Below are 26,953 nucleotides of genomic sequence, written 5' to 3' on the forward strand. Positions count from 1 at the left end.
GAGGGCGACGCGCACGGGGGGGGGCGGGCCGGCCGGGGCGTCGGCGGGCGTGCCGGCCGGGGCGGTCCTGGTGCGGGTGCGGGGCGCGGGGAGGGCGGGGCGGCCGGTCTCGTGCCGGGCAACCAGCTCCTGGCCCTTCTCCAGGACGCCGTCGGGGAGGCCGACGGTGCCCGCGGCGAGGCTGATCAGGTCGACGCGGGCGCCGATCTCGGCGGCGAAGCCGGTGAGCCGGTCGCGGTCGGCGGGGCCGCGCATGTCGACCAGGGCGACGACGACGTACCGGTCGCGGGGGTAGCGCTCGTGGAGGCCGCGGATGGTGTTGAGGACGGTGTTGCCGGTGGAGAACTCGTCGTCGACGAGGACCAGCGGCCCCTTGCCCGCCAGCAGCTCCGGGTCCTCGGGGAGCAGCAGGTGCGAGGTGGCGTGGGAGTGGGACTCCTCGAAGCCGCCGGCGGTGGTGACGCCGGGGACGGGGCGGCGGGTGGAGTGGAGGTAGGGGGCGGTGCCGAGGCCGTCGGCGACGGCGTGGCCGAGGGCGGTGGCGGTCTCCGCGTAGCCGAGGACGACGGCCCGCCCGGCGTCCTCGGCGCCGAGGAGCTCACGGACGCGCAGGCCGAGGCCGAGGCCGGAGCCGTACACGACCGAGGGGTGCTGCGGCACGTGCTTGCCGAGCACGCTGGAGACGAGCAGATGGGCCCGCTTGGGGTTGCGGCGCAGGGCGAGGCCCAAGAGGGCCGGCAGTTCCTCGTCGCCGATCAGCTCGACGCCGAGCCGCTCCGCGACCCACGTTCCGGTCCACACCACGTCGCCGTCGTCCTTTCGTCAGCCGGCGAGGCCGGCGGTGAGCAGTTCCACGAAACCGACGTCCTCGCGGGCGACGCCGAAGGCGTCGGCGCGCAGCAGGGTGCGCTCGGCCCAGGCCCGGTGCGGTTTCACTTCGTTCATCTTGTTCGTGTAGGCGGAGCGGAGCACTCCGCCGCCGTCCCGCTCGGGCCGGAGGATGTCCTGGGCGTCGCTCCACTCCTCGTGGCTGACCACGGACAGGGCGTGGACGGGCAGCACGTGGGTGGGGTGGATGCAGGTCTTGCCGAGGAGGCCGTTGGCGCGGTCGAGCTCGATCTCGCGGAGCAGGCCGTCCATGTCGTGCTCGATGAGGGCGGTGCGCAGGTCCTCGGCGCGGCCCTCCAGGAAGGGGCTGCGGCGCAGCTGGGGCTTGAACATGCGCTCGCCGGGGCGGAAGTACTCCCAGACGGGTCCGGTGATGGTGAAGCCGGAGCCGTCGGCGCGGCCGAGGACGTTGACGACGTCGGCGATGACGTGCGCGACGACCTTGACGTCGTAGGCGGTCATGTCGGGCGAGCGGCGGAGCCCGTAGGCGGAGCAGAAGTCGGTGACGCCGAGGCGGAGGGCGAGGACCCGGTCGCGGTACTTGTCGGTGATCGAGGCGATGCCGGCGAGGGTCTCGGCCCGGGTCTCCAGGTGGAGGAGCTCGGGGGACTCCAGGACGGGCATGGCGTAGAGGCGGCGGCCGGCGGCGCGCTCGGCCTGGGTGAGGGCTTCGAGGAAGGCTCCGCCGCGGGCCTCGGTGAACTTCGGCAGTACGAATCCGGACAGCAGGCTCACGGTGTCGCCGAGGCGGTCGGTCAGGTCGGTGATCTGGCGGGGTTCGCGGACGCGGATGAAGAGCAGCGGGACGTCGGGGCCGCCGGCGGCCCGTCCGTCGGCGAGGTCGCGGAACTCGTGGACCAGGTTGTCCTCGCCGGCCTCGACGTCGGCGTCGCTGATCGAATCCTCCAGGCAGAGGACCATGGAGACGACGCCGCGGGCGGCCTGCTTGCGGACGGCGTCGGCGAGCCGGGGCCGGGTGGCGGGGCTGTAGAGCGTGGCGCCGAGGGCGACCGCGAGCGTGCGGGCGGGCGAGTCGGCGGTGAAGTCGGCCGGCTCGCGGTGGAACAGCCCGCTCCGTACCGCGGACGGGATGTGCCCGAAATGACGCATGTGTGTCCCCCGTCTGCTTTCCCTGGGCCTGAAGACATGTGGCCGGTAATAGTACGTAGGTGCGGGTGTCCGTAGTTCCCACCGCGCATGAAATCCAGGTAACCCCTGCCCGTCCGACCTCTCTCTACCCCCTGAGCCCCCTGATTCCGTCAGGTGCGGGCCCCGGGATCCGTCAGGGGTGCGCCCCCGGGTCGCGCCGGGGGTGCGCGGGAGCGCGTGAGGGCGGGCCCTGGGGCCCGCGGGGCGGGCGGGGCGGGGGTCGGGGGGCTGCGGGGCGGGCCGGGGCCGACACGGCGCGCGGAGGGCGTGGGGCGGGCGCTCCCGGAGGGCGCGGGGGCGCCGGTGGGGGCCGCTCCGCTACCCGTGGCGCCCCCGCGTTGTCCCGCGGTCGGGCAGGAGGGCAGGATGGCCGTCATGACGCACGCGATGCTGAAGGGCTCCAACGTCCCTCTCGACACCGCGGCCGTACGGGCCGTGCTCCGCTGGACCCCGGGCCCCGGGGTCCCCGACGTGGACGCCTCGGCCCTGGTCCTGGGGCCCGACGGGCGCTGCCGCTCCGACGAGGACTTCGTCTTCTACAACCAGCCGCGCCACCCCTCGGGCCTGGTGCGGCGGCTGCCGAAGAAGCGGGTGGCCGAGGGGCTGACGGACACGGTCGAGGCCGACCTCGGCGCGCTCGACCCGTCCATGGACCGGGTGGTGCTCGCCGCCTCCTCGGACGGCGGCACCTTCCGCGCGGTGACGGACCTGACGATCTTCCTGTACGACGCCACGGCCGCGCCCGAACGGGAGCCGCTGGCGTCCTTCGCCGTGACGGCGGAGACCGGCGAGGAGACCGCGGTCATCTGCGGCGAGCTGTACCGCCGGGGCGACGGGTGGAAGTTCCGCGCGGTCGGGCAGGGCTATCCGACCGGCCTGGTGGGCCTGGCGACGGACTTCGGCATCTCGGTCGACGAGGATCCGGAGGGCGCGGCCGAGGGGACCTCCGGGGACTCCCCCGCCGATCCCTCGCTCCTCGAGACGGCGCTGATCGACGCCTCCGCCGCCGAGGCGGGTACGGGCTCCGCCGCGCGCCCGGACCTCGACGCGACCGTCGTCCACACGCCCGCATCGACGGCGCCGCCCGTGCCGCCGATGCCCGACCGGGAGCCCTCCTACGGCTACCCGCAGGAGCGGGTGCCGGGCCCGGGGCCCGCGTACGGCTATCCGCAGCCGGTGCACGCCGGGCACGGCGCCGAGCAGGTACCGGACTTCCGGATGCCTCCGATGGGGCCGCAGTTCCAGCGCCGCTGACCGCCGGGGGCCGCCGTCACGTCTTGGACTTGTAGCCGCGGCCCCACTGGAGTCCCCAGCCGTAGAGGCGGTCCAGCTCGGCCTGGAAGCCGTAGACGAACCGCACCTCGCGCCGGACCAGCAGCTCGCCCTTGCTGTTGTCCACGGAGAAGACGGCGCAGGAGCGGGCCTGCGGGGCGCGCTCGTCGAGCTCGATCTCGATCCGGGGGCCGTTGCTCGGATAGAGCGTGATCTTGGCGTGCGTCCGGTCGAAGGCCGGCGTCTGGTCGTAGATGTACGCGAAGAAGAGCAGCCGCTTGATCTCGTCCTTGTGGTCGAGGTTGACGAAGATCGTCTCCCCCGAGGGGGCGCCGAACCGGTCGTCGCCGCTGAGCTTCACGTACGGGGCGGCGTTCAGGTCGCCGAAGAAGCCGCCGAGCGGCTGCACCACGCCCTTGCTGCCGTCCTTGAGCTCGTACAGGCACCCCAGGTCGAGGTCGACGTTCACCATGCCCTGGGTGTGCGCCTGGACGACCTCGGGCCGGAAGAACTGGGCGGGGTTGCGCAGCAGCCGGCCGCTCTGCCGGGAGCGGCCCTCGATGTCGGAGGTCCGCATCCGCCAGGAGAGGTTCACCCGCAGGTTGCCGGTGGCGCCGCCCTGCTTGGCGAGCGAGACCGAGGGGCGGCGCCTGGTCAGGTCGATGGTGTGGGACGCGCCCACCCCCGTGTCGAAGGACGTCGCTCGTCCCGGAATCAGGTTGTCCCAGAAGGCCATCGGGCCCCCACCCCCCACAGATCGGTCGCCTTGCCCGCCCGCCACACGCCTGCGGGGCGGCCGGGCACACCGGCCGCCCCGCAGGGAAGCGTTCCTCATTGTCCCCGGTGTCACACCCCGTGGCGGGGCGCACACCGGGGAGCAGGGTGTCACACCCCGGAGCTCACCTCGGCCTTGTCGTCCGACGAGCCGGAGCCGCCCTCCGCCGCCGCGATCGCCTTGTTGCGGCGGACGGAGGACCAGAAGGACCAGGCGATCAGGACGACGCCGATGAGGCCGGTGATGACCTCGTTGATCTCGTACTGGATGGTGACCAGGAGGAGCACCGCGAGGGCGCCGATGGCGTAGTGCGCGCCGTGCTCCAGGTAGACGTAGTCGTCCAGGGTGCCCTGCTTGACCAGGTAGACCGTGAGGGACCGGACGTACATGGCGCCGACGCCGAGGCCGAGGGCCATCAGGACGATGTCGTTGGTGATGGCGAACGCGCCGATGACACCGTCGAAGGAGAAGGAGGCGTCGAGGACCTCCAGGTAGAGGAACATGAAGAAGGCGGCCTTGCCGGCCAGCTGGACGGCGGAGACCTTCTTGCCGCTGCGCTTGGCCTCCTCCTCGACCTCGTGCTCGCGCTCTTCCTCCTCCTCCAGCTTGTTCTCGAAGAAGCCCGAGAGACCGCCGACGACGAGGTACGTGATGAGGCCGGCGATGCCGGAGATCAAGACCGTCTGCGCCTTGTCGACGTGCGTGCCGCCGTGCTGGTGGGCGTGGGTCGCGAAGGTCATCGAGGTGACGAGCAGGACGATCAGCGCGATGCAGACCGACAGCATGTCGACCTTGCCGAGCTTGGCGAGCGGGCGCTCGATCCAGCGCAGCCACTGGATGTCACGGTCCTCGAAGATGAAGTCGAGGAAGATCATCAGCAGGAACATGCCACCGAAGGCGGCGATCGACGGGTGCGCGTCGGTGACCAGTTCCTGGTAGCGGTCCGCGTCGTTGAGCGCGAGGTCGACGGCCTCGATGGGGCCGATCTTGGCGCTGATCGCGACGATCACGACGGGGAAGACCAGCCGCATTCCGAAGACGGCGATCAGAATGCCGACGGTGAGGAAGATCTTCTGCCAGAAGGCATTCATCTTCTTCAGGATGCCGGCGTTGACCACGGCGTTGTCGAAGGAGAGCGAGATCTCGAGGACGCAGAGGATCGCGACGATCCCGAACGCCTCCCACCCCCCGTAGAACACCGCGGCGACGAGGCCGAGGGCGGTGATCGCGAACGACCAGCCGAAGGTTTTCAGAAGCACTGCCTACCCCATTGTGTGATAACGCGGCTTTACGAAACGTTGACCCCGAAGTCTAGAGCGATGCCCCGCAGTCCGGACGCGTACCCCTGACCGACCGCGCGGAACTTCCATTCGCCGTTGTAGCGGTAAAGCTCGCCGAAGATCATCGCCGTCTCGGTCGAGGCGTCCTCGGACAGGTCGTAGCGGGCGAGTTCCTGGCCGTCCGCCTGGTTCACCACGCGGATGAAGGCGTTGCTGACCTGGCCGAAGGTCTGGCCGCGGTTGTCCGCGTCATGGATGGAGACAGGGAAGACGATCTTGTCGCACTGGGGCGGGACGCGGGTCAGGTCGATGACGAGCGACTCGTCGTCGCCGTCACCCTCTCCGGTGAGGTTGTCGCCGGTGTGCTCGACCGAACCCTCGGGGCTGCGCAGCTGGTTGTAGAAGACGAAGTAGTCGTCACCGAGCACCCGGCCGGCCTGGCACATAAGAGCGCTGGCGTCGAGGTCGAAGGGGGCTCCGGTGGTGGACCGCGCGTCCCAGCCGAGGCCCACGAGGACCTTGGTGAGGTTGGGTGCGGCCTTGGAGAGGGAGACGTTGCCTCCCTTGGCGAGCGTGACGCCCATGGTGTTCGGTTCCTCCCCGGTGGATGCTGCTGCCATGAGGCACGTCCGGCGCCGCACGAGGGGTGCGGCGCCGGACGTCGTCGAGCGGGGTCCGGTCCCGGGCCTCGACGGCCCGGCCCGGACGGCCCTGAGGGTGTGCGGCTCAGACGTTGACGCCGAAGTCCTGCGCGATGCCGCGCAGGCCCGAGGCGTAACCCTGGCCGACCGCGCGGAACTTCCACTCCGCGCCGTGGCGGTACAGCTCGCCGAAGACCATGGCGGTCTCGGTCGAGGCGTCCTCGGAGAGGTCGTACCGCGCGATCTCGGCGCCGCCGGCCTGGTTCACGACGCGGATGAACGCGTTGCGCACCTGGCCGAAGGACTGCTGGCGGTTCTCGGCGTCGTAGATGGACACCGGGAAGACGATCTTGGCCACGTCGGCCGGGACGCCGGCCAGGTTGACCTTGACCTGCTCGTCGTCGCCCTCGCCCTCACCGGTGAGGTTGTCACCGGTGTGCTCGACGGAACCGTCGGCGCTCTTGAGGTTGTTGAAGAAGACGAAGTCCTGGTCGTTGCGCACCTTGCCGGCCTCGCTGACCAGGATGGCGCTGGCGTCGAGGTCGAAGTCCGTACCGGTGGTGGTGCGGACGTCCCAGCCCAGACCGACGGTCACGGCGGTGAGGCCAGGGGCCTCCTTGGTCAGCGAGACGTTGCCGCCCTTGCTGAGGCTGACTCCCACGAGTCCCTCCATCATTGGTTTTCAGGGGCAGCGCCCCCGGTCGTGCGTTGGCATCGGATCAACGACTGGATCCTAGTGACGGGTTCCCAGTCGAAACAGACGATTCGCCCGGGGAATCGGGGGGTGTCGGCCGACGGCCTCCGATTCCGGCTCCGGCCCGGAGGGTTCAGAGGGTTTCGAGGGCCTTCAGGTACCCGTCGAGGTCGCGGGCGTCCGGCAGGGCGTTGACGACCGTCCAGCGGACGACGCCCTCCTTGTCGATGATGAAGGTGCCGCGGACGGCGCAGCCCTTCTCCTCGTCGAAGACGCCGTAGGCGCGGGAGGCGTCGCCGTGCTTCCAGAAGTCGGAGAGCAGCGGGTACTCCAGGCCCTCCTGCTCGGCGAAGACGCGCAGGGTGTGGATCGAGTCGTTGGAGACCGCGAGCAGCTGGGTGTCGTCGTTGACGAACTTCGGCAGGTTGTCGCGGAGCTCGCAGAGCTCGCCGGTGCACACGCCGGTGAAGGCGAAGGGGTAGAAGAGCAGCACGACGTTCTTCTCACCGCGGAAGTCGGAGAGCCGCACGGTGCGCCCGTGGTTGTCCTTGAGCTCGAAATCGGGGGCCTTGGTGCCGACCTCGATCGCCATCGCGTACGCATCCCTTCGACGGGGCCCGGCCTCTGGGCCGAACCGGTGAACCCCACCCTACGGCCTGGCCCGCGAGGGCCCCGCCGAAGCCCCTCGGGGCGCGCGAGAGCCGCCGCCGTGGCGACGGCGAGGGCTCTCGCGCAGCAGGGGATCAGCGCTTGGGAGCGGCCAGGCGGGTGCCCGTCCAGTCCTTGGCGACGCTGATGCTCTTGGTCTGGGAGAGACCAGCGGTCTGCGCGGCATCGTTGATGTCGCTCGGCTCGATGTAGCCGTCGCGGCCGGTCTTCGGCGTCAGCAACCAGATGTTGCCTCCGTCCTCCAGCAGACCGATGCTGTCCACCAGGGCGTCGGTGAGATCACCGTCTTCATCACGGAACCAGAGGACGACGGCGTCGGCGACGTCGTCGTAGTCCTCGTCCACGAGCTCCTGGCCGATGGTGGACTCGATGCCTTCGCGGAGATCCTGGTCGACGTCGTCGTCGTAGCCGATCTCCTGGACCACCTGTCCGGGCTCGAACCCCAGCCTCGCCGCCGGGTTGGTCCGCTCCTCCGCGTGGTCCGCGGTCGCGCTCACGGCTTGCCTCCTGATCATGTATCGGAAAATGCTCGGGCCGCGCATGCGCGCGGCGCTGGCCGTAGTCCACACGTGACGGGGCGGATCGCGCAAGTACCCGGCCGTGGAGACCGCCGAAACGGTGACGTTTGGGGCCGTCTCACCGCAACTTCCGGCGCCTTCCGACAGCTCTCCGTGACCGGGGGTGCACGATTCGTCCCGCTTGGCGGGCTTCTGCGGTTTCAGTCTGCCGAACGCATTGCCGGAACGCATGCGCGGATTGGGCGTAAGGTTGCGATTTGACCACACCCCTCGCGCGGAGAGGGCGCGGGGAGCACCACCTCTCGGTAAAGATGACGTGTGCCGCCAGCCGGGTACACGATGGACGTCCCCGGCCTCGGACATCCCGGCCTCAACGGGGCTCCCCTCCCTCCTGGGGCTCCCCCCGACCAGCGAAGGAACAGCGTGGCTCCCGGATCCGATCGCAACCCGATCATCATTGGCGGCCTTCCCAGCCAGGTCCCGGACTTCGACCCGGAAGAGACCCAGGAGTGGCTCGACTCCCTCGACGCGGCCGTCGACGAGCGGGGCCGTGAGCGGGCCCGCTACCTGATGCTCCGGCTGATCGAGCGCGCCCGCGAGAAGCGGGTGGCCGTGCCCGAGATGCGCAGCACGGACTACGTCAACACCATCGCCACCAAGGACGAGCCCTTCTTCCCCGGCAACGAGGAGATCGAGCGCAGGGTCCTCAACGCCACCCGGTGGAACGCCGCCGTGATGGTCTCGCGCGCCCAGCGCCCGGGCATCGGCGTCGGCGGCCACATCGCCACCTTCGCCTCCTCGGCCTCCCTCTACGACGTGGGCTTCAACCACTTCTTCCGGGGCAAGGACGAGGGCGACGGCGGCGACCAGATCTTCTTCCAGGGGCACGCCTCCCCCGGCATCTACGCCCGCGCCTTCCTCCTGGACCGGCTGACCGCGACCCAGCTCGACGGCTTCCGCCAGGAGAAGTCGAAGTACCCGAACGGGCTGTCGTCCTACCCTCACCCGCGGCTGATGCCGGACTTCTGGGAGTTCCCGACGGTGTCGATGGGCCTCGGCCCGCTCGGCGCGATCTACCAGGCCCGGATGAACCGGTACATGGAGGCGCGCGGGATCGCCGACACCACCAAGTCGCACGTGTGGGCCTTCCTCGGCGACGGCGAGATGGACGAGGTCGAGTCGCTCGGCCAGCTCTCCATCGCGGCCCGCGAGGGCCTCGACAACCTCACCTTCGTCGTCAACTGCAACCTCCAGCGGCTCGACGGCCCGGTCCGCGGCAACGGCAAGATCATCCAGGAGCTGGAGTCGATCTTCCGGGGCAACGGCTGGAACGTGATCAAGCTGATCTGGGACCGCTCCTGGGACCCGCTGCTCGCGCAGGACCGCGACGGCATCCTGGTGAACCGGCTGAACACGACCCCGGACGGGCAGTTCCAGACGTACGCCACGGAGACCGGCTCGTACATCCGCGACCACTTCTTCGGCGACGACCACCGGCTGCGGTCGATGGTCGAGTCCATGTCCGACCAGCAGATCCTCCACCTGGGACGCGGCGGACACGACCACAAGAAGATCTACGCGGCCTACGCGGCGGCCAAGGCCCACAAGGGCCAGCCGACGGTGATCCTGGCCCAGACGGTCAAGGGCTGGACCCTCGGCCCCAACTTCGAGGGCCGCAACGCCACCCACCAGATGAAGAAGCTGACGGTCGACGACCTCAAGCGCTTCCGCGACCGGCTGCACATCCCGGTGACCGACAAGGAGCTGGAGTCCGGCCTGCCGCCGTACTACCACCCCGGCCGGAACTCCGAGGAGATCCAGTACATGCACGACCGCCGCAACGCGCTCGGCGGCTACGTGCCGACCCGGGTCGTGCGGTCCCGGCCGCTGGCCCTGCCGGACGACAAGACCTACGCGGCGGTCCGCAAGGGCTCGGGCCAGCAGTCGATCGCCACCACGATGGCCTTCGTCCGGCTGCTGAAGGACCTGATGCGGGACAAGGAGATCGGCAAGCGCTTCGTGCTGATCGCGCCGGACGAGTACCGCACCTTCGGCATGGACTCCTTCTTCCCGAGCGCCAAGATCTACAACCCGCTGGGGCAGCAGTACGAGGCGGTGGACCGCGAACTCCTCCTCGCCTACAAGGAGTCCCCGTCCGGCCAGATGCTGCACGACGGCATCTCCGAGGCCGGCTGCACGGCCTCGCTGATCGCCGCCGGCTCGGCCTACGCCACCCACGGCGAGCCGCTGATCCCGGTCTACGTCTTCTACTCGATGTTCGGCTTCCAGCGGACCGGCGACCAGTTCTGGCAGATGGCCGACCAGCTGGCGCGCGGCTTCGTCCTGGGCGCCACGGCCGGCCGCACCACGCTGACCGGCGAGGGCCTCCAGCACGCCGACGGTCACTCTCACCTCCTCGCTTCGACGAACCCGGCCTGCGTCGCCTACGACCCGGCGTTCGGTTTCGAGATCGCGCACATCGTCCAGGACGGTCTGCGCCGGATGTACGGCCCCCAGGCGGAGGACGTCTTCTACTACCTGACGGTCTACAACGAGCCGATCCAGCACCCGGCCGAGCCCGAGGACGTGGACGTGGAGGGCATCCTCCAGGGCATCCACCGCTTCAAGCGCGCCGAGGCCGGCGCGATCCCGGCGCAGATCATGGCCTCGGGCGTCGCCGTCCCGTGGGCGATCGAGGCGCAGCGGATCCTCGCCGAGGAGTGGAACGTCAAGGCCGACGTCTGGTCCGCGACCTCCTGGAACGAGCTGCGCCGCGAGGCGGTGGCGGTCGAGCAGCACAACCTGCTCCACCCGGACGAGGAGCAGCGCGTCCCGTACGTCACCCGCAAGCTCCAGGCCGCCGAGGGCCCCTTCGTGGCGGTCTCGGACTGGATGCGCTCGGTGCCGGACCAGATCGCCCGCTGGATCCCCGGCTCGTACACCTCCCTCGGTGCGGACGGTTTCGGTTTCGCGGACACCCGCGGGGCGGCCCGCCGGTACTTCCACATCGACGCCCAGTCGATCGTGCTCGCGGTACTGACCGAGCTGGCCCGCGACGGCAAGGTGGACCGCGCGGTCCTGAAGCAGGCGGTGGACCGCTACCAGCTGCTGGACGTGGCGGCCGCCGACCCGGGTCCGGCGGGCGGCGACGCCTGACGCGCCCCGGAGGGCCGTGACGCCCGCGCGAGCGTCACGGCCGGGCGGGCGTAGCGCCTGGTGAGGGGCGGTGGGACCGGTGGTCCCGCCGCCCTTCGGCATTCCTTACGATGCCCCGCATGTCCGTGAAGAAGGAGCGCCCTCCGAAGCTCCGCTGGGAAGAGCGCACCCAGACCCCGCTGCTGGTGCTCGCGGTGGCCTTCGGCATCGCCTACGCCGTGCCGATCGTCGCGCCCGGCGCCGAGCCGTGGGTGCACCGCCTGTGCTCGTGGGTCGAGTGGGGCGTGTGGGCGGCCTTCGCGGTGGACTACGCGGTCCGGCTCGGGCTCGCCCCGTTCCGCTGGGCGTTCGTCCGCTCCCACCCCCTCGACCTGCTCGCGGTCCTGCTGCCGATGGTGCAGCCGCTGCGGCTGCTGCGTGTGGTCTCCACCCTCCTCCTCGTGGGCCGGCGGGCCCGGATGGCCCCGCAGATAACGCTCACCACCTATGTGGCGGGCGCGGTGGTCGGGCTGATGATGTTCGGCTCGCTGGCGGTGCTCCACGTCGAACGGGACGCGCCGAACGGCAACATCAAGACCCTGGGCGACGCGGTGTGGTGGTCCTTCACCACGATGACGACGGTCGGCTACGGCGACCACGCGCCGACGACCGGGCTCGGGCGGGTGCTCGCGGTCGGGCTGATGCTCTCGGGCATCGCCCTGCTGGGTGTGGTCACCGCCAACATCGCGGCCTGGTTCATCTCCCGCTTCGAGCGGGACGACGCGCTGGAGCGCCGGCAGACGGAGCTCCTGGAGACCCTGGCCCGGGAGGTCCGCGAGCTCCGCGCCGAGGTCGCCCGGCTCTCCGTCCCGGTCCCGCCCCAGGCCGCCCCGGGTGGCGGCCCCGGAGGCGTACCGGAGGGCGTATCGGGCGGCGGCCCCGAAGGCGTATCGGAGGGAGTACGAGAGAGCGGGCCGGAGTCCGTACGAGAAGCCGCTTCCGAGGCCTCTTCGGGGGCCGCTAGCGCTCCCAGAGCTTGAAGGCTCTGACCTCGTAGGGCGCCTGCGGGATCCAGGTGCCCCGGCCCGGATAGGTCTCGAACTCACCCGTCTCCGCGCACTCCGCCGACTGGTACGTCGTGACCGGCCGGCCGGTGCGGACGGCGAGGGACTGGGCCGAGCCGCCGGCCGGGAGGGCGACGCAGCTGTCGAGGTCCGTGGTCGCCAGTTCGTACGTCCACGGCCTGCCCTTGAAGTCGGGCTTCGGCCAGAGGCAGAGCCGGCCGGGCCCGCAGGCGCCGAGCGCGGCCACGGCGGCCGGCGCGGTGAGCACGGCCGGTGCCGTCGGAGCGGCCGGCGCGGGCGGTGCGGCCGCCGCGGCGGTCGCCGGGAGGGTGGCCAGGAGAAGGGCGGCCAGCCCTGTGAGTACCGTCGCCGTCTTCGCGTTCATGCAGATCAACCCCCATGTCGTCACTCTCTGTAATCACGAGCATGGACGAGGTGACCGCCGAACGGAAGAGGGGCCGCCCCCGTTCCTTCGAACGGGTGACGGCCCCTAGGGAACCTCGGGGTCAGATGTGCCCGCCGCCCATGCCCGCCTCCGCGTTCTCACCGCGCTTGGTGAGGGTGGCGACCAGCGCCGCGACCACGGCGACGACACCGGCGACGGTGAAGGCCAGGCCCATGCCCTGGAGGAAGGTGTCGTGGATGACGTCGGAGATCTTGGCGAAGAGGTCCGGGGTCATGCCGGGCGCCTGCGCCATCTCCTGCGGGGCCATGCCGAACTCGGCGGCCTCCTCCAGGCGCGGGTCGGCCGGGACCGGGATGCCGGCGTCCTTCCAGTTGGCCTCGAAGGCGCTGGAGACCTTGGACGCCATGACCGCGCCGAGCACCGCGGTGCCGAGCGCGCCGCCGACCTGCATGGCGGCCTGCTGGAGACCGCCGGCGACGCCGGACAGCTCCAGCGGCGCGTTGCCGACGATGACCTCGGTGGCGCCGACCATGACCGGGGCGAGGCCCAGGCCGAGGAGGGCGAACCAGAGGGACATGGTCAGCGTGCTGGTGTCGGCCGAGAGCGAGATCATGCCGAACATCGCGGCGGCCGTGCAGACCATGCCGCCGACGAGCGGCACCCGCGGGCCGAACTTGGTGATGAGCGCGCCGGCCAGCGGCGAGGAGACGATCATCATCGCGGTCAGCGGGAGCAGCCGCAGTCCGGCGTCGATCGGGCCGAGCCCCTTCACGCCCTGGAGGTAGAAGGTCACGAAGAAGAGGCCGCCCATGAAGGCGAAGGCCATCAGGACCATCAGCACCACACCGGCCGAGAGCGGCACCGAGCGGAACATGGCGAGCGGGATGAGCGGCTCCTCGACCTTCGTCTCCCAGACCGCGAAGACGACGAAGAGCACGATCGCGCCGAGCAGGCAGCCCCAGGTGTTGGCGCTGGTCCAGCCCCAGTCCGCGCCGGCCTTGATGAGGCTCCAGACGAGGAGGCCCATCGCGCCGGAGAGCAGCGCGATGCCGAGGACGTCGAAGGAGCGCGGCGCGTTCTCGGCGCGGTGGTCCTTCAGGATGATCAGGCCGAGCGCGAGGGCGACGACGCCGACGGGCACGTTGATGAAGAAGACGGACTGCCAGCTGACGTGCTCGACGAGGAAGCCGCCGAGGATCGGGCCGCCCGCGGTGGAGGCGCCGATGACCATGCCCCAGATGCCGATGGCCATGTTCAGCTTCTCGGCGGGGAAGGTGGCGCGCAGCAGGCCGAGCGCGGCGGGCATCAGCAGGGCGCCGAAGAGGCCCTGGAGCACCCGGAAGCCGATCACGAAGGCGATCGAGTCGGAGAGGCCGATCGCGCCGGAGGCGGCGGCGAAGCCGGCGATGCCGATGAGGAAGGTCTGGCGGTGGCCGAAGCGGTCACCGAGCTTGCCCGCGGTGATGAGCGCGACGGCGAGCGCGAGCAGGTAGCCGTTGGTGATCCACTGGAGCTGGTCCAGGCTGGCACCGAGGTCGGCCTGGATGGCGGGGTTGGCGATCGCGACGATCGTGCCGTCGAGCGCGACCATCATCACGCCCGCCGCGACGGCGAAGAGAGTCAGCCAGGGGTGGCCGCGCAGGCCCTTCGCCGGGGCCGGACCTGGCTCCCGGGCGCCCCCCTGGCCCTGCGGGGCCTTTTCCACTGTGGTCTGACTAGTCATGGGAAAGAGGCTAGTGACAGTCACTGACAATTGACAAAGTGATTCACGCGTCGGTAACTGTCACGTAGCTCACAGGTACGCTGAGCAGGAAGAAGCTCCCGTAATCGGCTGAAAAGAGACTCCTTTGACCGTGTCCGCGCCCGGACCGTCCGCACCTGGACCGTCCGCGCCCGGCCTGCGCGAGCGGAAGAAGCAGCGCACCCGCGACGCGCTCGTCAGGGTGGCCCTGGAGCTCTTCACGACCCAGGGGTACGAGCGGACCACCGTCGACGAGATCGTCGAGGCCGTGGAGGTCTCCCAGCGCACCTTCTTCCGCTACTTCGCGTCCAAGGAGGAGGTGGCCTTCGCCGTCCAGCGGATGGTGGAGGAGGAGTTCGTGCGCGCCCTGACCGCCCGCCCGCCCGGGGAGGGCCCCTTCGACGCGATGCGCAACGCCGTGCTCGCCGCGTGGGACGGCGTGGGCGACGCGATCGACGAGGTCGTCCCGGTCGACCTCTACCTGCGGACCTTCTTCATGATCGAGTCGACGCCGGCGCTGCTCGCCGTCCACCTGCGCCGGTCCAGCGAGCTGGAGGAGACCATCGCCCGGGTCGTCGCCCGCCGCGAGGGGCTCGACGTGGACGCCGACCCCCGGCCCCGGATCGCCGTGGCCGCCTTCAGCGGCGTGATGCGCGTCACCGGACAGATGTGGGGCAAGGGACCGGACCGCACCCTGGAGGGGATCCGGGCCCTCACCGAGTGGTATCTGGACCACCTGGGCCCGGCGCTCTCGCTGCACTGGCGGGAGCCGCTGCCGCGTCGTTGAGGGCCGTGGAAAGCCGCCTCGTCGAGGGCCGCGGACCGCCGCGCCGCGCCGCCGACGGGTCGGGGGCGGCCCTCTCGCCGAGGGCGGCGGGCGACCGTCTCGTCGAGGGGCGCGGAGGTGGGTGAGTACCGAATCCGGAGACCGGAGGACCGTTCTCGGGAGGCCGGAGGAGCGTGCTCCGGTGGCCGGAAAGTAGGGTCCGTCATCTTGGGCGTCTAGGGTGTGCGCCCGTGACCTCCGCCGACGTCCCGCCGTCCCTCGCCGTCCTGCGCACCCTCCTCGCGCTGGGCGTCGTCCTCATCATGCTGGCCACCACCGGGTGGACCACGATCCGGCACCGGCCCGTGTCCGGACCCTCCATGGAGGCCGCGCTGGCCGCCTGGGCGCGGGAGCGGATCGGCGACGTCCCGCCGCCGGATCCGGCCACCACCCCGCCCCGTACGATCGCGGCCTGGTTCGCCGCGCTCGGCCCGGCCCGCGCCGAAGGTCTCGCGGTGCGTCATCCGTTCGTCGTCGGCAATCTCGACGGGGCCCCGCCGGCCCTGCGGTACCGCGCCAACCGGATCGGCCTCTCCCGCGCGCTGGCCGCCGAACGGCCCCGGCTCGACGACCCCCGGCTCTCCGCCGAGGGCCGGCACGAGGCCCGCCGCCGGGTGGACCGGCTCGTCTCCCTGCTGGAGCCCGGCCGCCGGATCCTCGCCTTCGACCCCACCGGCACCGGACGGGCGGCCGAGGTCCTCGGCGACCTGGAGCGCGCCCGGCGGGTGTCGGTCGTGGTGCCCGGCGTCGACACCCACCTCCTGACCTTCCAGAAGACCAACGGGCGGTACACCGCCCCCGTCGGCATGGCCCGCGCCCTGTACGAGGCCGAGCGGCGCACCGCCCCCGACGAGCGGGTCGCGGTGATCGCCTGGGCCGGCTACACCGCACCCGCCCGGGTGGGCGTGGACGCGGCGACCGGACGGCTCGCCGCGAACGGCGCCGACCGGCTCGTCCGGCTGACCGAGGGCCTGCCGGGGACGGCCCGGGTGGCGCTCTTCTGCCACAGCTACGGCTCCGTGCTCTGCGGGATCGCCGCACCCCGGCTCCCGGACCGGGTGACCGACCTGGCGGTGGCCGGCAGCCCCGGGATGCGGGTGGAGACGGCCTCCGAGCTGCGCACCCGGGCCCGGATATGGGCGATGCGGGACGCCGGGGACTGGATCGCGGACGTCCCCCACCTGGAGCTCGGCGGGGTCGGGCACGGGGCGGACCCGGTGGCGCCGGAGTTCGGCGCGCGGCTCGTCTCGGCGGCCGGGGCGGCCGGACACGCCGGTTACTTCGAGCCGGGGACGCAGAGTCTCGGCAATTTCGCGGCGATAGGCGCGGGGGCCTTCGGAAGGGTCGTCTGCGCAGGTGCCGACAGCGCCTGCCACGGAGGAATCTCCGGCGGCACCGGCCTCTGACGCGCGTAGATCACGGAATTTCCTGACAGTTCCGAGGGGCGACGCACGGCCACGCGCCGCTTACGATGAGGCGTATGGGTGATGTGCTGGCCGGAATTCATGCCACCTGGGAGTTCGAGAGCGACGCCCTCGTCATCCGCTTCGAACGGGGGATCCGTACGCCGAGGCTGTTCCAGGCGCTGCGCGAGCGACGCGTGCCGTACGAGGCGCTGGCCTCGGCGACGCTCGCGCCGGGGCGGCGCGGCACCGTCGTCCTGCACGCCGTGCCGCGGCCGGGCGTCGATCCCCTGATGGAGGCGGCCGCCGGGCAGCTCAAGGAGACGTGCGACCCGTACCGGCTGGCGCTGCCCGCCGACCGGGAGGAGCAGGCCGCCCGGCTGCGCGACGAGCTGACCGCGGTGATCCCGCCCGGGCCCGCGGACCCGGCGGACCGCTTCGACACGGGCTTCCTCGTCGCGGCGCCGCAGGGCCCGCTCTCCTTCAAGGCGTACGACGGCAAGGCCACGTTCGACGGGTCGTCCGAGGTGTCCTTCCGCTGGTCCTCGACGATGGCCACGTCGGAGAAGTGGAAGACGGGTGACCAGGTCTTCCCGCTGCGGGAGCTGAGCGGCGTCGAGTGGCGCTCGCCGGACTCCCCCGGCGGGTTCCTGCGGCTGCTCCCCCGGGGCGGTGCGCCCCGGGCGGACCGGCCCGACCACGACCCGGCGTCGGTCGTCTTCGGTCTCGGCTACGGCCCGGTGCACGACTCCCTCCCGTTCGCGGCGGCCGTCCTGTCGGCGATCCGCGCCAAGGACCGCACGCCCGTCCCCGTGGGGGCGCGCAGTGCGGCGCACGGGGACCCCGGGGCCATCGCTGAAAGGATTCGCCACTTGAGCGAACTGCATCAGGCGGGCCTGGTGACGGACGAGGAATTCGCGGCGAAGAAGACGGAGCTGCTGGCCGAACTGTGACGGTGCGGTGCTTTGGCGGTGCAGTGCGGTGCGGCTCGTTGGCTGTGCGGGCGCGGTGCGGCTCCTCGGCTGTGCGGGCGGTGACGGTGCCGTGGCGGTGGGCTGGTGCCGTGGCGGGCGACGGCGGGAGGGGCGCGCGACGAAAGTCGCGCGCCGTCATACCTGGGTTTGATCCGGGATTGTCACCCCTGGTACGACGACGGGGCCGGGCCGCGAACCTAGGCTGACTCGACATGAAAGTGATCGAGAAGCGGCCGGCGCCGCGGCGGCTCGCGGCGCGGCTCAAGGGCTGGTCGCACGGTGTCGTCCGGGCGCTGGAAGCCGCCTTCGACGTACCCGCCGCGCCCGGGTCCGCGCCCTTCGCGGACGCGTCCTCGCGGTGGACGCGGCTGCTGCCGTACGGGTTCGGGGTCGCGCTCGTCGCCTCCCTGCTCCCGGTCACCGTCCATCTGCTCATCAACGACTACGACGTGCCCGGCGCCCTCGCCGGAGCGCTCGCCACCGCGCAGACCGCGCCGCTGCTGCTCGCCGCGACGCGGCCGTTGCAGGCCTGGTGGGTGGTGCTGCCCGCCGCCGTCGCCGGGGCGCTCGTCATGCTCGCCTCCGACGGACCCCGCGCCCAGCTGTGGCCGTGGACGCCACCGGTCGTCGTCGGGTACTGCGCGCTGATGCTCGCGCTCGGGCTGCGCGAGCCGCGCCGCACCCTCATCGGGGTGTGGCTGGCGACCGGAGCGGCCGGCTATCTCCTGGAGATCGTGCGGCCGTACGGCGACACGGGCATCACCACGCTGCTCTTCGTGCTCAGCGGGGTGCTGTTGCTGCTCACCTCCGCGATACGGGCGCGGAGCGAGGCCCAGCGAAGACTCGCCGAGCAGGAGACGATCAGCGAGGCGGAGCGGGCCCGGCGCACGCTCCTGGAGGAGCGCGCCCGGATCGCCCGCGAGCTACACGACGTCGTCGCCCACCACATGTCGGTGATCACCGTGCAGGCGGACTCCGCGCCCTACCGCATCCCGGAGCTCCCGGAGGCGGCCCGCGAGGAGTTCGCGTCGATCGCCGGCAGCGCGCGGGAGTCGCTGGCCGAGATGCGACGGCTGCTCGCGGTGCTCCGCAGCGACGGCAGCGAGGGCGAGCGCGCGCCGCAGCCCGGGCTCGACCGGCTCCAGCAGCTGGTGGAGGCGACCGTACGGGCGGGCCTGCCCGCCGAGTTGTCGCTCGCGACGGAGCTGGCCGACGGACGGACCGAGGTCCCGCAGGCGGTGGGCCTCTCCGCGTACCGGATCGTGCAGGAGGCGCTGGCCAACGTGGTGCGGCACGCGCCGGGCGCCCCGACCCGGGTGTCGGTGCGCGAGGACGGGTCCGGCCGGCTGATGGTCCTGGTGGTCAACGGCCCCGCCGCGGAGCCGGTCGCGCCGCTGGAGAGCACCGGCACCGGCCACGGTCTCGTCGGGATGCGCGAGCGGGTCCGCCTCACCGGCGGCACCCTCGACACCGGGCCCCTCCCCGACGGCGGCTTCCGCGTCGCGGCCCGCCTCCCCCTGGCCCCCGAGGCGGCGGACACGGCGGCGTGACGCGCGCCCTCGGCGGCGGCCGGGGCGGGCTCGGCCCGGAGGCGCGGGAGCGGTGACGGGGGCGTGGGAGCGGTGACGGGGGCGGGAGCGGTCGAGGTGGAGGTGACAGTGGCGGACCGGGATGCCCGGCTACGGAGGTGAGGGCCCGGAGCGGGAGGGGATCGGACACGGCCCGGAGCGGCGGGTCGCGGGACGGGAGGAGTCTGAGGGGCGCGGATCGGGTGCGGAGCCGGGCCCGTGGTGCGTGGCGGGTGGTGAGAGGGGTGGGGGCTAGGGTCGGGGGGTTCAGGGGGCTCGGGAGTGAGGGTGACGGGTGACCATTCGGGTGATCATCGTGGACGACCAGGCCATGGTGCGGGCGGGGTTCGCCGCGTTGCTGGCCGCGCAGAGCGACATCGACGTGGTCGGTGAGGCGCCGGACGGGCGGCAGGGGGTCGAGGTGGCACGGGCCGCGCACCCCGACGTGGTGCTGATGGACGTGCGGATGCCGGAGCTGGACGGGCTGGCGGCGGCGCGGGAGATCCTGCACCCGCCGGCGGGGGTGACGCACCGGCCGAAGGTGCTGATGCTGACCACCTTCGACGTCGACGACTACGTGTACGAGGCGCTGCGGGCGGGGGCGTCCGGGTTCCTGCTCAAGGACGCGCCGCCCGCCGACCTGATCGCCGCCGTGCGGGTCGTGGCCGCGGGCGACGCGCTGCTGGCACCGTCCGTGACCCGTCGGCTCATCGCCGACTTCGCCGCCACCCGGCCGGCCGCGCGCAAGGACGTGACGGCGCTGCGGCTCAACGGACTGACCCCGCGTGAGACCGAGGTCCTGGAGCTGATCGCGCGGGGCCTGTCCAACCAGGAGATCGCGGAGCGGCTGGTGCTCGCCGAGCAGACCGTGAAGACCCACATCGGGCGGGTGCTGGCCAAGCTCGACCTGCGGGATCGCGCGCAGGCGGTGGTCTTCGCCTACGAGTCGGGCCTGGTGACCCCCGGGGGTTAACCCCACCCCGGGCCGGGGGGCGGCTCCTCGTCCACCCCCTACCCGGGTATGGCAGGGGAGTTGGCTCCCCGGTGTGACGTGCCGTCACCCACCGTCTTCCTACCTTCCTCTCGCCGACAACGAGAGAGGGAGGGCGGGCATGCGCCGCATCACGAGGACCCTGGTGACCGCCGTCATGGTGACGGCGGTCGTGGCGGGGACGGCCGGCTGGGCGTCCGGGACCGCGCAGGAGCCCGTCACCGGGCCGCCGGCCGGGACCGCCGAGTGGCGGGCCGCGGGTCTGCCGGACCCGGCGCGGATGGACCCGGCCGGGGTCGCCCGCTTCTTCGCCGGCCTCGGCCCCGCCGAGCGGCGGCGGCTCGTGCGGGAGCACCCGACGGTGGTCGGGAACCTGGACGGGGCACCGCTGGAGCTGCGGTACGCGGCCAACTCCCGTACGGCGGAGGGACGGTACCCGGGGGCGCGGGTCCTGGCGCACGACGCGCGGGGCCGGGGGCAGACCGTCCTGGTCTACGGGGACCTGGCGACGGCCGAGCGGGTGGCGGTCGTGGTGCCCGGCTCCGACGTCGACGCCGGGCGGATGGGCTCCCTCACCCGGAAGGCCACCGCCCTGCGGGAGGCGACCGGCGGGCGCACGGCGGTCGTCGCCTGGGCCGGCTACACCACCCCGGTCGGCGTCGGGCTCGACGCCGCCTCGGGCGAGCTGGCGGAGGCGGGCGCCGAGCGGCTGGTCCGCTTCGCGGAGGGGCTGCGGGCCGCCGGGGTGCGCCCGGAGCCGTCCGTGTTCTGCCACAGCTACGGCTCGGTGGTCTGCGGGCTCGCGGCGCACCGGCTGAAGGCCAAGGACCTGGTGGTGTTCGGCTCCCCCGGCATGCGGGCGGAGAACGTCGCCGCGCTGCGGACGGACGCCCGGGTGTGGGCGGCGAAGGATCCGACGGACTGGATCGACCGGGTGCCGAACGTGGCCGTGGCCGGGCTCGGGCACGGCACCGACCCCACGGCGCCGGAGTTCGGCGCCCGCCCGGTGGAGGCGGGGGACGCGGACGGCCACGACGGCTACCTCGCGCCCGGCACCTCCTCCCTGCGCGCCTTCGCCGCGATCGCCGAGGGGGACGTCCGATGAAGACGCTCGCCCCCGCCAAGGCCCTCGTGCGGAAGATCGAGGCCGGTACCCCCGCCCACCGCGACCGGGCCGTGGACGGACTGCGCGCCCTGGCGCTGCTGGCGGTGCCCACCGGGCACTGGCTGCTCGGCGGGTTCACGCTCTCCGCCGACGGCGCGATCCACAACGCCTCGCCGCTCGCGACCTTCGGCGCGCTCGCCCCGGCGAGCTGGGTCCTCCAGATGCTGGGGATCTTCTTCCTGGTCGGCGGCTACGCCTCCGTCCTCTCCTTCCGGCGGTGGACCGGCACCACCCGGGCCTGGCTCGGTGGACGGCTGGCCCGGCTCGGCCGGCCGGTGCTGGGGGTGACCGCCGTGTGGGCGGCGCTGCTGCCGCTGCTGCACCACGGGCTCGGGGTGCCGGTGGACACCCTGCGGACGGCGTCCACGCTGGTGATCCAGCCGCTGTGGTTCGTCGGCGTGTACACGGTGGTGACGGCGCTGACCCCGCTGTGCGTGCGGGCCGCGCGCCGGTTCGGGGTGTGGGCGGCGGCCCCGCTGCTCGGCTCCGTCGCGGTCGTGGACTTCCTGCGGTACGGCCCGTACGCGGACGCCGTGCCGTCCTGGCTGAGCCTGCTGAACATCCTGCCGGGCTGGCTCTTCGCGTACCAGCTCGGCGTCGCCTGGGGCGAGGGCCGGGTGCGCCGCCGGCACGCCTGGGCGCTGCTGCTCGGTGGCGCGGCGCTCTTCGCGGCGCTGCTGCTGGTCTTCGGCTACCCGGCGTCGATGGTGGGCGTGCCCGGGGAGGCCCGGACCAACTCGCACCCGCCGTCGCTGCTGGTGCTCGCGCTCGCCGCGCTCCAGAGCGGGGCCGCGATCCTGCTGCGGGACCGGATCGGCCGGTGGCTGAGGCGGCCCGCGCTGTGGGCGCCGGTCGTCGTGATCAACCTGTCGGCGATGACGATCCTGTGCTGGCACCAGACGGCGATGCTCGCGGCGGCGGTGCCCGCCTCGTTCCTGGGCGAGGTGCCCGGGCTCGTGGGGGCGCCGGACTCGGTCGGCTGGATCCTGGCCCGGCTGGCCTGGATGCCGGTCTTCGCGGGACTGCTGGTGCTCGTCGGCCGGTACGCGCGGGGCTTCGAGTCGCCGTGGGCGCGCACCGGTCCGGCCCGCCGCGCGCTGGCGGGTCTGCTCGCGACGGGCTTCGCGGTCTTCGCCCTGGGCCTCGCGTGACCCGGCCCGGGAGCAGCTGGCTCCAGGGCCGGCGGGCCGGCGGGTTCGGGTCCTGCGGTTCAGCCCTCGCGGGCGGCCGAGGTGAGGCTCATGTCGGGGTAGCGGTCGCCGGCCACGAGGGCCGCGAGGGGTTCGAGGGCGGCGAGTTCGGCGTCGGTGAGGGTGATGCGGGTGGCGGCGGCGTTCTCCTCCAGGCGGGACCGCTTGCGGGTGCCGGGGATGGGGACGACGGTCAGCCCGTGGACGGCCGCGCGCTGCTGCACCCAGGCGAGGGCGATCTGGGCGGGGGTCGCGCCGTGGGCGGCGGCGATCTTCCGGACCGGGTCGAGGAGGGCGGCGTTCCGCTCGGCGTTCTCGCCGGTGAAGCGGGGCTGGTGGCGGCGGAAGTCGCCGTCCTGGAGGTCCTTGCCGGCGTCGGCGAAGGAGCCGGTGAGGAAGCCGCGGCCGAGCGGCGAGTACGGGACGAAGGTGACGCCCAGGTCGGCGGCGGCGGCCACGGCGGAGCGTTCGACGTCGCGGGAGAAGAGCGACCACTCGGACTGGAGGGCGGCGATGGGGTGGACGGCGTGCGCCTCGCGCAGCTCCGGTCCGGTGACCTCGCTCAGTCCCAGGTGGCGGACCTTGCCCTCGGCGACCAGCTCGGCCATGGCGCCGACGGACTCGGAGAACGGCACGGACGGGTCGCGGCGGTGCATGTAGTAGAGGTCGATGGTGTCGACGCCGAGCCGGCGCAGACTGCCCTCGACGGCCTGGCGGACGTAGTCGCGGTCGTTGCGGACGCCGCGGTGGGAGGCGCGCGCGGGGTCGCGTTCGATGGCGAACTTGGTGGCGAGGACGAGCTCGTCGCGGTGGGCGGCGACGAAGGGCGCGAGGAACTCCTCGTTGGCGCCGCTGCCGTAGATGTCGGCGGTGTCGATCAGGGTGACGCCGGCCTCCAGGGCCGCGTCCAGGGTGTCGCGGGCGGCGGCCTCGTCGGTGGCGCCGTAGAACTCGCTGATGCCCATGGCGCCGAAGCCCTGGATGCCGATCTCGGGGCCGTCCTGGCCGAGGCGTACGGTGTCGATCTTCTCGCTCATGAGGGGGTGCCTCCGCAGATGGTTCCGTAGTGGTCGATCTTGAGGTCGAGCACGGCGAGCGTGTCCTGGAGTTCGGCGATCCGGGTCAGGACGCCGCGGCGGGTGTCCTCCAGGAGGGCGCGGCGCTCCGCGTGGGTGTGGTCGCCCTCGCGGACCAGCTCGGCGTACCGGACCATGTCGGCGACCGGCATGCCGGTGAGCCGCAGCTTGCCGACGAAGGCCAGCCAGCCGAGGTCCCGCTCGGTGAAGCGGCGCTGGCCGGTGTGCGACCGGTCGACGTGCGGCATCAGGCCGATCCGCTCGTACCAGCGCAGGGTGTGCGCGGTGAGGCCGGTCAGGGCGGCGACCTCGCTGATCGTGTAGCGGTCCTTGCGGGTGGCCGGCGGCCGGGCCGTGCTCGTGCTCTCGATCACGCTCATGCCCCCACGCTAAAACGTTGGAGTGCACTCCAAGCAAGTAGGCTCGGCCCCATGGAGAGCAGCAGCCTGCCGAGCCTGGCGGCGATCGAGAACTGGCCCGTCCCCACCGCGGCGGCGGCCGTGGTCCGCGCGGACGGCACGGTGGCCGGGAGCCACGGTCCGACCGGGCACCGGTTCCCGCTCGCCTCGGTGACGAAGCCGCTGGCGGCGTACGCGGTGCTCGTCGCGTACGAGGAGGGGGCGATCGACCTCGACGAGCCGGCCGGCCCGGAGGGCGCGACCGTGCGGCACCTGCTGGCGCACACCTCGGGCCTCGCCTTCGACGAGAACCGGGTCATGGCCGCGCCCGGCACCCGCCGGATCTACTCGAACACCGGCTTCGAGGTCTTGGGCGACCTGGTCGCCAAGGCCACCGACATCCCCTTCGCCGACTACCTGCACCAGGCGGTCCTGGAGCCGCTGGGCATGACGGGCACGACGCTGGACGGCTCGCCCGCCAAGGACGCGGTGTCGACCGTGGACGACCTGGTGCGGTTCGCGGCCGAGGTGCAGGCGCCGCGGCTGCTCGACGCCCGCACGGTGCTGGACGCGATGACGGTGACGTACCCGGGTCTCACCGGCATCCTGCCCGGCTACGGCCACCAGCGGCCGAACGACTGGGGGCTCGGCTTCGAGATCCGGGACGGCAAGGCCCCGCACTGGACCGGCACCACGTCCTCGCCGCGTGCCTTCGGCCACTTCGGGCAGTCCGGCACCTTCCTGTGGATCGACCCGGACGTGCGGGCCGCCTGCGTGGCGCTCACCGACCGGGCCTTCGGGCCGTGGGCGATCGAGGCGTGGACGCCGTTCACCGACGCCGTCCTGGCCGACCTGCGGCGCTGACGCCCCCGGCCGCCCTCGCCTAGGGCTCGTCCTCCGGCGGGGACGTGATCGCGCAGGTGGTCTCCGGGAGGGCGCCGTCCGGGCCCGTGACGGTGACGGCCGGCGTGCCGGAGCGGTCCACGGCGTACGCGGCGGTGCAGACGAGCTGGGCGACCGCGCCCTCCGACAGCTCCCGCGCCGAGAAGGGGGTCCGGAGCCGGATGCCGCCCTCGCCGTCGGACTCGACCCTGATCAGCTCGCCGCTCTCGGGCAGTTCGGTGGTGAGGCCCGCCTGGCGGTCGGCGCCGCCGGGGCCCGCGAGCAGGGCACCGAGCACCTTCACGGCGGCCAGGCCGGAGGCGTACGGGTGGTCCGCGTCGATCTCGAAGCCGGTTCCGGTGCCGTCGAAGTGGTCGTCGCCGGTGCCCGTTTCCGTCCCGCCGCCCGGCTTCGTCCGTACGGGTACGGGGAAGTCCGTGAGGCCGACGTCCCGGGAGACCGGCATGAGAGCGCCGTCCGGCCCGAGGAAGTAGAGCAGCATCCGGCTCTCGGGGACGGGCGCGACGACGACGGTCGGCGCCCCGCCCGCCTCGACGACGTCGCTGCCCTGGATGCCGCAGCCGGCGAGCGCCGCGGTGGCGAGCAGGGCGGTCAGGGCCGCCGCGGTCCGGCGCCTCACAGCGGGATCCGTACGGTGAAGACGGCGCCGCCCGCCGGATGGTTGGCGGCCGAGACGGTGCCGCCGTGCAGGCGGACGTTCTCCTGGGTGATCGCCAGGCCGAGGCCGCTGCCGGCGGAACGGGTGCGGGCCGGGTCGGCCTTGTAGAAGCGCTCGAAGACGTGCGGCAGGACGTCCGGGTGGATGCCGGGGCCCCGGTCGGAGACCTGGACGACGAGCGTGGACCCGTCCTCGTCCACGTACACCCGGACGGTGACGAGGGCGCGTCCGTGCCGGAGCGCGTTCCCCACCAGGTTGGCGACGACGACGTCGAAGCGGCGGGGGTCGAGGCGGGCCCTGATGCCCTCCCCCAGGGCCGCGTGGACCTGCTCGGGGTCGGTCCAGTGGCGGCTGCTGAGGGTCTTGCGGACGCAGTCGGCGACGTCGACCTCGTCGGTGTGGAGCTCGGCGGCGCGGGCGTCGAAGCGGGAGATCTCCATGAGGTCCTCGACGAGCACGGCGAGCTTGACGGTCTCGGCGCTGATCAGGCGGACCGCGCGGGCGGTGTCGCTGTCCAGGGTGCCGGCGTCCTCGTCGAGCACCTCGGTGACGGCGAGCATCCCGGCCAGCGGGGTGCGCAGTTCGTGGGAGACGTCGGAGGCGAAGCGTCGGGCGCGGGCCTCGGCGCGGCGCAGTTCGGCGACGGAGCGCTCCAGTTCGGCGGCGGACTCGTTGAAGGTGCGGGCCAGGTCGGCGAGTTCGTCGCTGCCCTTGGCGTGGATGCGGGTGTCGAGCCGGCCGCGGCCCATGCTGGCGGCGGCGCGGCGGAGTTCGCGGACCGGGCGGAGGACGCCGCGGGCCGCGATCAGGGCCGGGATCAGCGCGACGGCGAGGGCGGGCAGGGCGCCGTCGCGGGCGGCGGTGACCATGGCCTCGATGTTGCCCTCCTCCTCGTCCAGTTCCATGACGGCGTAGAGGACGAGACCGGTGGGCTGGGTCGTCTCCTGCCCGGCCTGGGTGAGGAAGCCGGCCGGGACGGCGATCGTCAGGTAGGGGCTGCCGTTCTTGACCACGCGCTGGAAGCTGGTGTGCGGGGTGCCGCCGCGCGCGTGGGCGCGGGCCCGCAGCTCCGGGGTGAGGACGGAGGAGGTGGGACGGTCCGTGGAGGAGGCGCGCAGCGAGCCGTACTCGGCGTAGACCCGCCAGGGGCGCGGCTTGCCCTGCCGGGCGATGTGGAGGAGCCGGTCGCGGAGCGAGGCCTCGTCGAGGGGCAGGTTGATGTTGAGGTCCTCGACCTGCTGGCGGAAGGCGGAGACGGCGGTGTTCTGCGTCTGCTCCAGGATCGCGCTGCGGGCGGCGCGGTAGGTGAGGGCGGCGGTGGTGCCGCAGCCGACGGCCGCGACGAGGAGGAACGCGAAGACCAGACGGGTGCGCAGGCCGAAGGGGCGGGGGCGGCGGCCTCGCGCGCGGTTCCGGGGTTCCCGTACCCCTCCGGCGGTGTCGCCCTCCGGACCGCTCCGTGCGCCGCTGCCGTCCCGCCGGACGTCCCCGTCGGAGGGGTGCGGGCCGGGCGCCGCGGCCACGGCGGCGCCGCGGCCCCCGGTCCCGGCGGCCTCCCGGCGGCCCAGG

General features: G+C 72.8%; 25 protein-coding genes. 11 read left to right on the forward strand and 14 right to left on the reverse strand.

What is annotated here, in order from left to right:
* Together IE321_RS32440 and IE321_RS32445 are read right to left on the reverse strand one after the other, a co-directional pair.
* The coding region (locus tag IE321_RS32440) for a phosphoribosyltransferase domain-containing protein (protein WP_190225529.1) at positions 1 to 804 on the reverse strand (804 nt) is incomplete at its 3' end.
* Between the two features lie 18 nt (positions 805 to 822).
* Positions 823 to 1,998 (reverse strand): HpcH/HpaI aldolase/citrate lyase family protein, encoded by a 1,176-nt coding sequence (locus IE321_RS32445; RefSeq protein ID WP_043232525.1) that lies wholly within the window; start codon positions 1,996 to 1,998, stop codon positions 823 to 825.
* Positions 1,999 to 2,412: 414 nt separating this feature from the next.
* On the opposite strand from IE321_RS32445, the gene IE321_RS32450 reads away from it, so the two are divergent.
* Positions 2,413 to 3,291, forward strand: a complete 879-nt coding sequence (locus IE321_RS32450) for a TerD family protein (RefSeq protein WP_190225540.1) — start codon at positions 2,413 to 2,415, stop codon at positions 3,289 to 3,291.
* Positions 3,292 to 3,307: 16 nt separating this feature from the next.
* Here the strand turns inward: IE321_RS32450 and IE321_RS32455 are convergent, their stop codons facing one another.
* The 6 genes from IE321_RS32455 to IE321_RS32480 form a co-directional block, all read right to left on the reverse strand.
* Positions 3,308 to 4,045, reverse strand: a complete 738-nt coding sequence (locus tag IE321_RS32455; protein WP_043226327.1) for a TerD family protein — start codon at positions 4,043 to 4,045, stop codon at positions 3,308 to 3,310.
* Positions 4,046 to 4,194: 149 nt separating this feature from the next.
* Positions 4,195 to 5,343 (reverse strand): DUF475 domain-containing protein, encoded by a 1,149-nt coding sequence (locus IE321_RS32460; protein WP_190225530.1) that lies wholly within the window; start codon positions 5,341 to 5,343, stop codon positions 4,195 to 4,197.
* A 29-nt stretch (positions 5,344 to 5,372) separates the two neighbouring features.
* Positions 5,373 to 5,948, reverse strand: coding sequence for a TerD family protein (locus IE321_RS32465; RefSeq protein ID WP_043226324.1), 576 nt, complete (start codon positions 5,946 to 5,948; stop codon positions 5,373 to 5,375).
* A gap of 142 nt (positions 5,949 to 6,090) precedes the next feature.
* Positions 6,091 to 6,666 carry a TerD family protein gene (locus tag IE321_RS32470; RefSeq protein WP_030495317.1) on the reverse strand — a complete coding sequence of 192 codons (576 nt, stop codon included), beginning with the start codon at positions 6,664 to 6,666 and terminating at the stop codon, positions 6,091 to 6,093.
* Between the two features lie 166 nt (positions 6,667 to 6,832).
* Positions 6,833 to 7,291, reverse strand: coding sequence for a peroxiredoxin (locus IE321_RS32475; RefSeq protein WP_043226322.1), 459 nt, complete (start codon positions 7,289 to 7,291; stop codon positions 6,833 to 6,835).
* A 151-nt stretch (positions 7,292 to 7,442) separates the two neighbouring features.
* On the reverse strand, positions 7,443 to 7,865 hold the full coding sequence (locus IE321_RS32480) for a DUF3052 domain-containing protein (RefSeq protein WP_043226321.1): 423 nt from the start codon (positions 7,863 to 7,865) through the stop codon (positions 7,443 to 7,445).
* Positions 7,866 to 8,309: 444 nt separating this feature from the next.
* Between IE321_RS32480 and aceE the strand changes: the two genes are divergently transcribed.
* Positions 8,310 to 11,042 (forward strand): pyruvate dehydrogenase (acetyl-transferring), homodimeric type, encoded by a 2,733-nt coding sequence (aceE, locus tag IE321_RS32485; protein ID WP_190225531.1) that lies wholly within the window; start codon positions 8,310 to 8,312, stop codon positions 11,040 to 11,042.
* Positions 11,043 to 11,161: 119 nt separating this feature from the next.
* Entirely contained in the window at positions 11,162 to 12,061 is a 900-nt protein-coding gene (locus tag IE321_RS32490; RefSeq protein ID WP_372470223.1) for a potassium channel family protein, read from the forward strand.
* Here IE321_RS32490 and IE321_RS32495 read toward each other — a convergent pair.
* On the reverse strand, positions 12,042 to 12,470 hold the full coding sequence (locus IE321_RS32495) for a peptidase inhibitor family I36 protein (RefSeq protein ID WP_190225533.1): 429 nt from the start codon (positions 12,468 to 12,470) through the stop codon (positions 12,042 to 12,044). The genes IE321_RS32490 and IE321_RS32495 overlap by 20 nt on opposite strands.
* Positions 12,471 to 12,591: 121 nt before the next feature.
* Complete coding sequence (locus IE321_RS32500) at positions 12,592 to 14,085, reverse strand: MFS transporter (RefSeq protein ID WP_372470238.1); 1,494 nt, start codon at positions 14,083 to 14,085, stop codon at positions 12,592 to 12,594.
* A 253-nt stretch (positions 14,086 to 14,338) separates the two neighbouring features.
* On the opposite strand from IE321_RS32500, the gene IE321_RS32505 reads away from it, so the two are divergent.
* From IE321_RS32505 to IE321_RS32535, 7 genes are all read left to right on the forward strand, one after another.
* Positions 14,339 to 15,019 (forward strand): TetR/AcrR family transcriptional regulator, encoded by a 681-nt coding sequence (locus IE321_RS32505; protein ID WP_226651645.1) that lies wholly within the window; start codon positions 14,339 to 14,341, stop codon positions 15,017 to 15,019.
* Positions 15,020 to 15,249: 230 nt separating this feature from the next.
* On the forward strand, positions 15,250 to 16,464 hold the full coding sequence (locus IE321_RS32510) for an alpha/beta hydrolase (RefSeq protein ID WP_190225535.1): 1,215 nt from the start codon (positions 15,250 to 15,252) through the stop codon (positions 16,462 to 16,464).
* 74 nt (positions 16,465 to 16,538) lie between these two features.
* Positions 16,539 to 17,414 (forward strand): DUF4429 domain-containing protein, encoded by an 876-nt coding sequence (locus IE321_RS32515; RefSeq protein ID WP_043226317.1) that lies wholly within the window; start codon positions 16,539 to 16,541, stop codon positions 17,412 to 17,414.
* 233 nt (positions 17,415 to 17,647) lie between these two features.
* Positions 17,648 to 18,985: a sensor histidine kinase gene (locus IE321_RS32520; protein ID WP_190225536.1), complete on the forward strand. Its 1,338-nt coding sequence runs from the start codon at positions 17,648 to 17,650 to the stop codon at positions 18,983 to 18,985.
* Between the two features lie 313 nt (positions 18,986 to 19,298).
* Positions 19,299 to 19,976 (forward strand): response regulator, encoded by a 678-nt coding sequence (locus IE321_RS32525; RefSeq protein WP_043226316.1) that lies wholly within the window; start codon positions 19,299 to 19,301, stop codon positions 19,974 to 19,976.
* 139 nt (positions 19,977 to 20,115) lie between these two features.
* Positions 20,116 to 21,099 carry an alpha/beta hydrolase gene (locus tag IE321_RS32530; RefSeq protein ID WP_043226315.1) on the forward strand — a complete coding sequence of 328 codons (984 nt, stop codon included), beginning with the start codon at positions 20,116 to 20,118 and terminating at the stop codon, positions 21,097 to 21,099.
* Positions 21,096 to 22,310 (forward strand): acyltransferase family protein, encoded by a 1,215-nt coding sequence (locus tag IE321_RS32535; RefSeq protein ID WP_043226314.1) that lies wholly within the window; start codon positions 21,096 to 21,098, stop codon positions 22,308 to 22,310. The genes IE321_RS32530 and IE321_RS32535 overlap by 4 nt, the downstream gene beginning before the upstream one ends.
* 59 nt (positions 22,311 to 22,369) lie before the next feature.
* On the opposite strand, the gene IE321_RS32540 is transcribed toward IE321_RS32535, so the two are convergent.
* Positions 22,370 to 23,386, reverse strand: a complete 1,017-nt coding sequence (locus tag IE321_RS32540; RefSeq protein ID WP_190225537.1) for an aldo/keto reductase — start codon at positions 23,384 to 23,386, stop codon at positions 22,370 to 22,372.
* The gene (locus tag IE321_RS32545; protein WP_190225538.1) at positions 23,383 to 23,805 is read right to left on the reverse strand and encodes a MerR family transcriptional regulator; all 423 of its coding nucleotides are present in this window, start codon (positions 23,803 to 23,805) and stop codon (positions 23,383 to 23,385) included. Before IE321_RS32545 ends, IE321_RS32540 begins: the two co-directional genes overlap by 4 nt.
* 51 nt (positions 23,806 to 23,856) lie before the next feature.
* Between IE321_RS32545 and IE321_RS32550 the strand changes: the two genes are divergently transcribed.
* Complete coding sequence (locus IE321_RS32550; protein WP_043226311.1) at positions 23,857 to 24,687, forward strand: serine hydrolase domain-containing protein; 831 nt, start codon at positions 23,857 to 23,859, stop codon at positions 24,685 to 24,687.
* Positions 24,688 to 24,706: 19 nt separating this feature from the next.
* Here IE321_RS32550 and IE321_RS32555 read toward each other — a convergent pair whose 3' ends face one another.
* A complete protein-coding gene (locus tag IE321_RS32555) occupies positions 24,707 to 25,345 on the reverse strand; it encodes a hypothetical protein (RefSeq protein WP_190225539.1) in 639 nt (212 codons plus the stop codon).
* On the reverse strand, positions 25,342 to 26,760 hold the full coding sequence (locus tag IE321_RS32560) for an ATP-binding protein (RefSeq protein WP_226651901.1): 1,419 nt from the start codon (positions 26,758 to 26,760) through the stop codon (positions 25,342 to 25,344). The genes IE321_RS32555 and IE321_RS32560 overlap by 4 nt, the downstream gene beginning before the upstream one ends.
* Positions 26,761 to 26,953: the final 193 nt, after the last annotated feature.

Origin of the sequence: Streptomyces hydrogenans, from assembly GCF_014656075.1 — a bacterium.
Lineage (GTDB): Bacteria > Actinomycetota > Actinomycetes > Streptomycetales > Streptomycetaceae > Streptomyces > Streptomyces hydrogenans.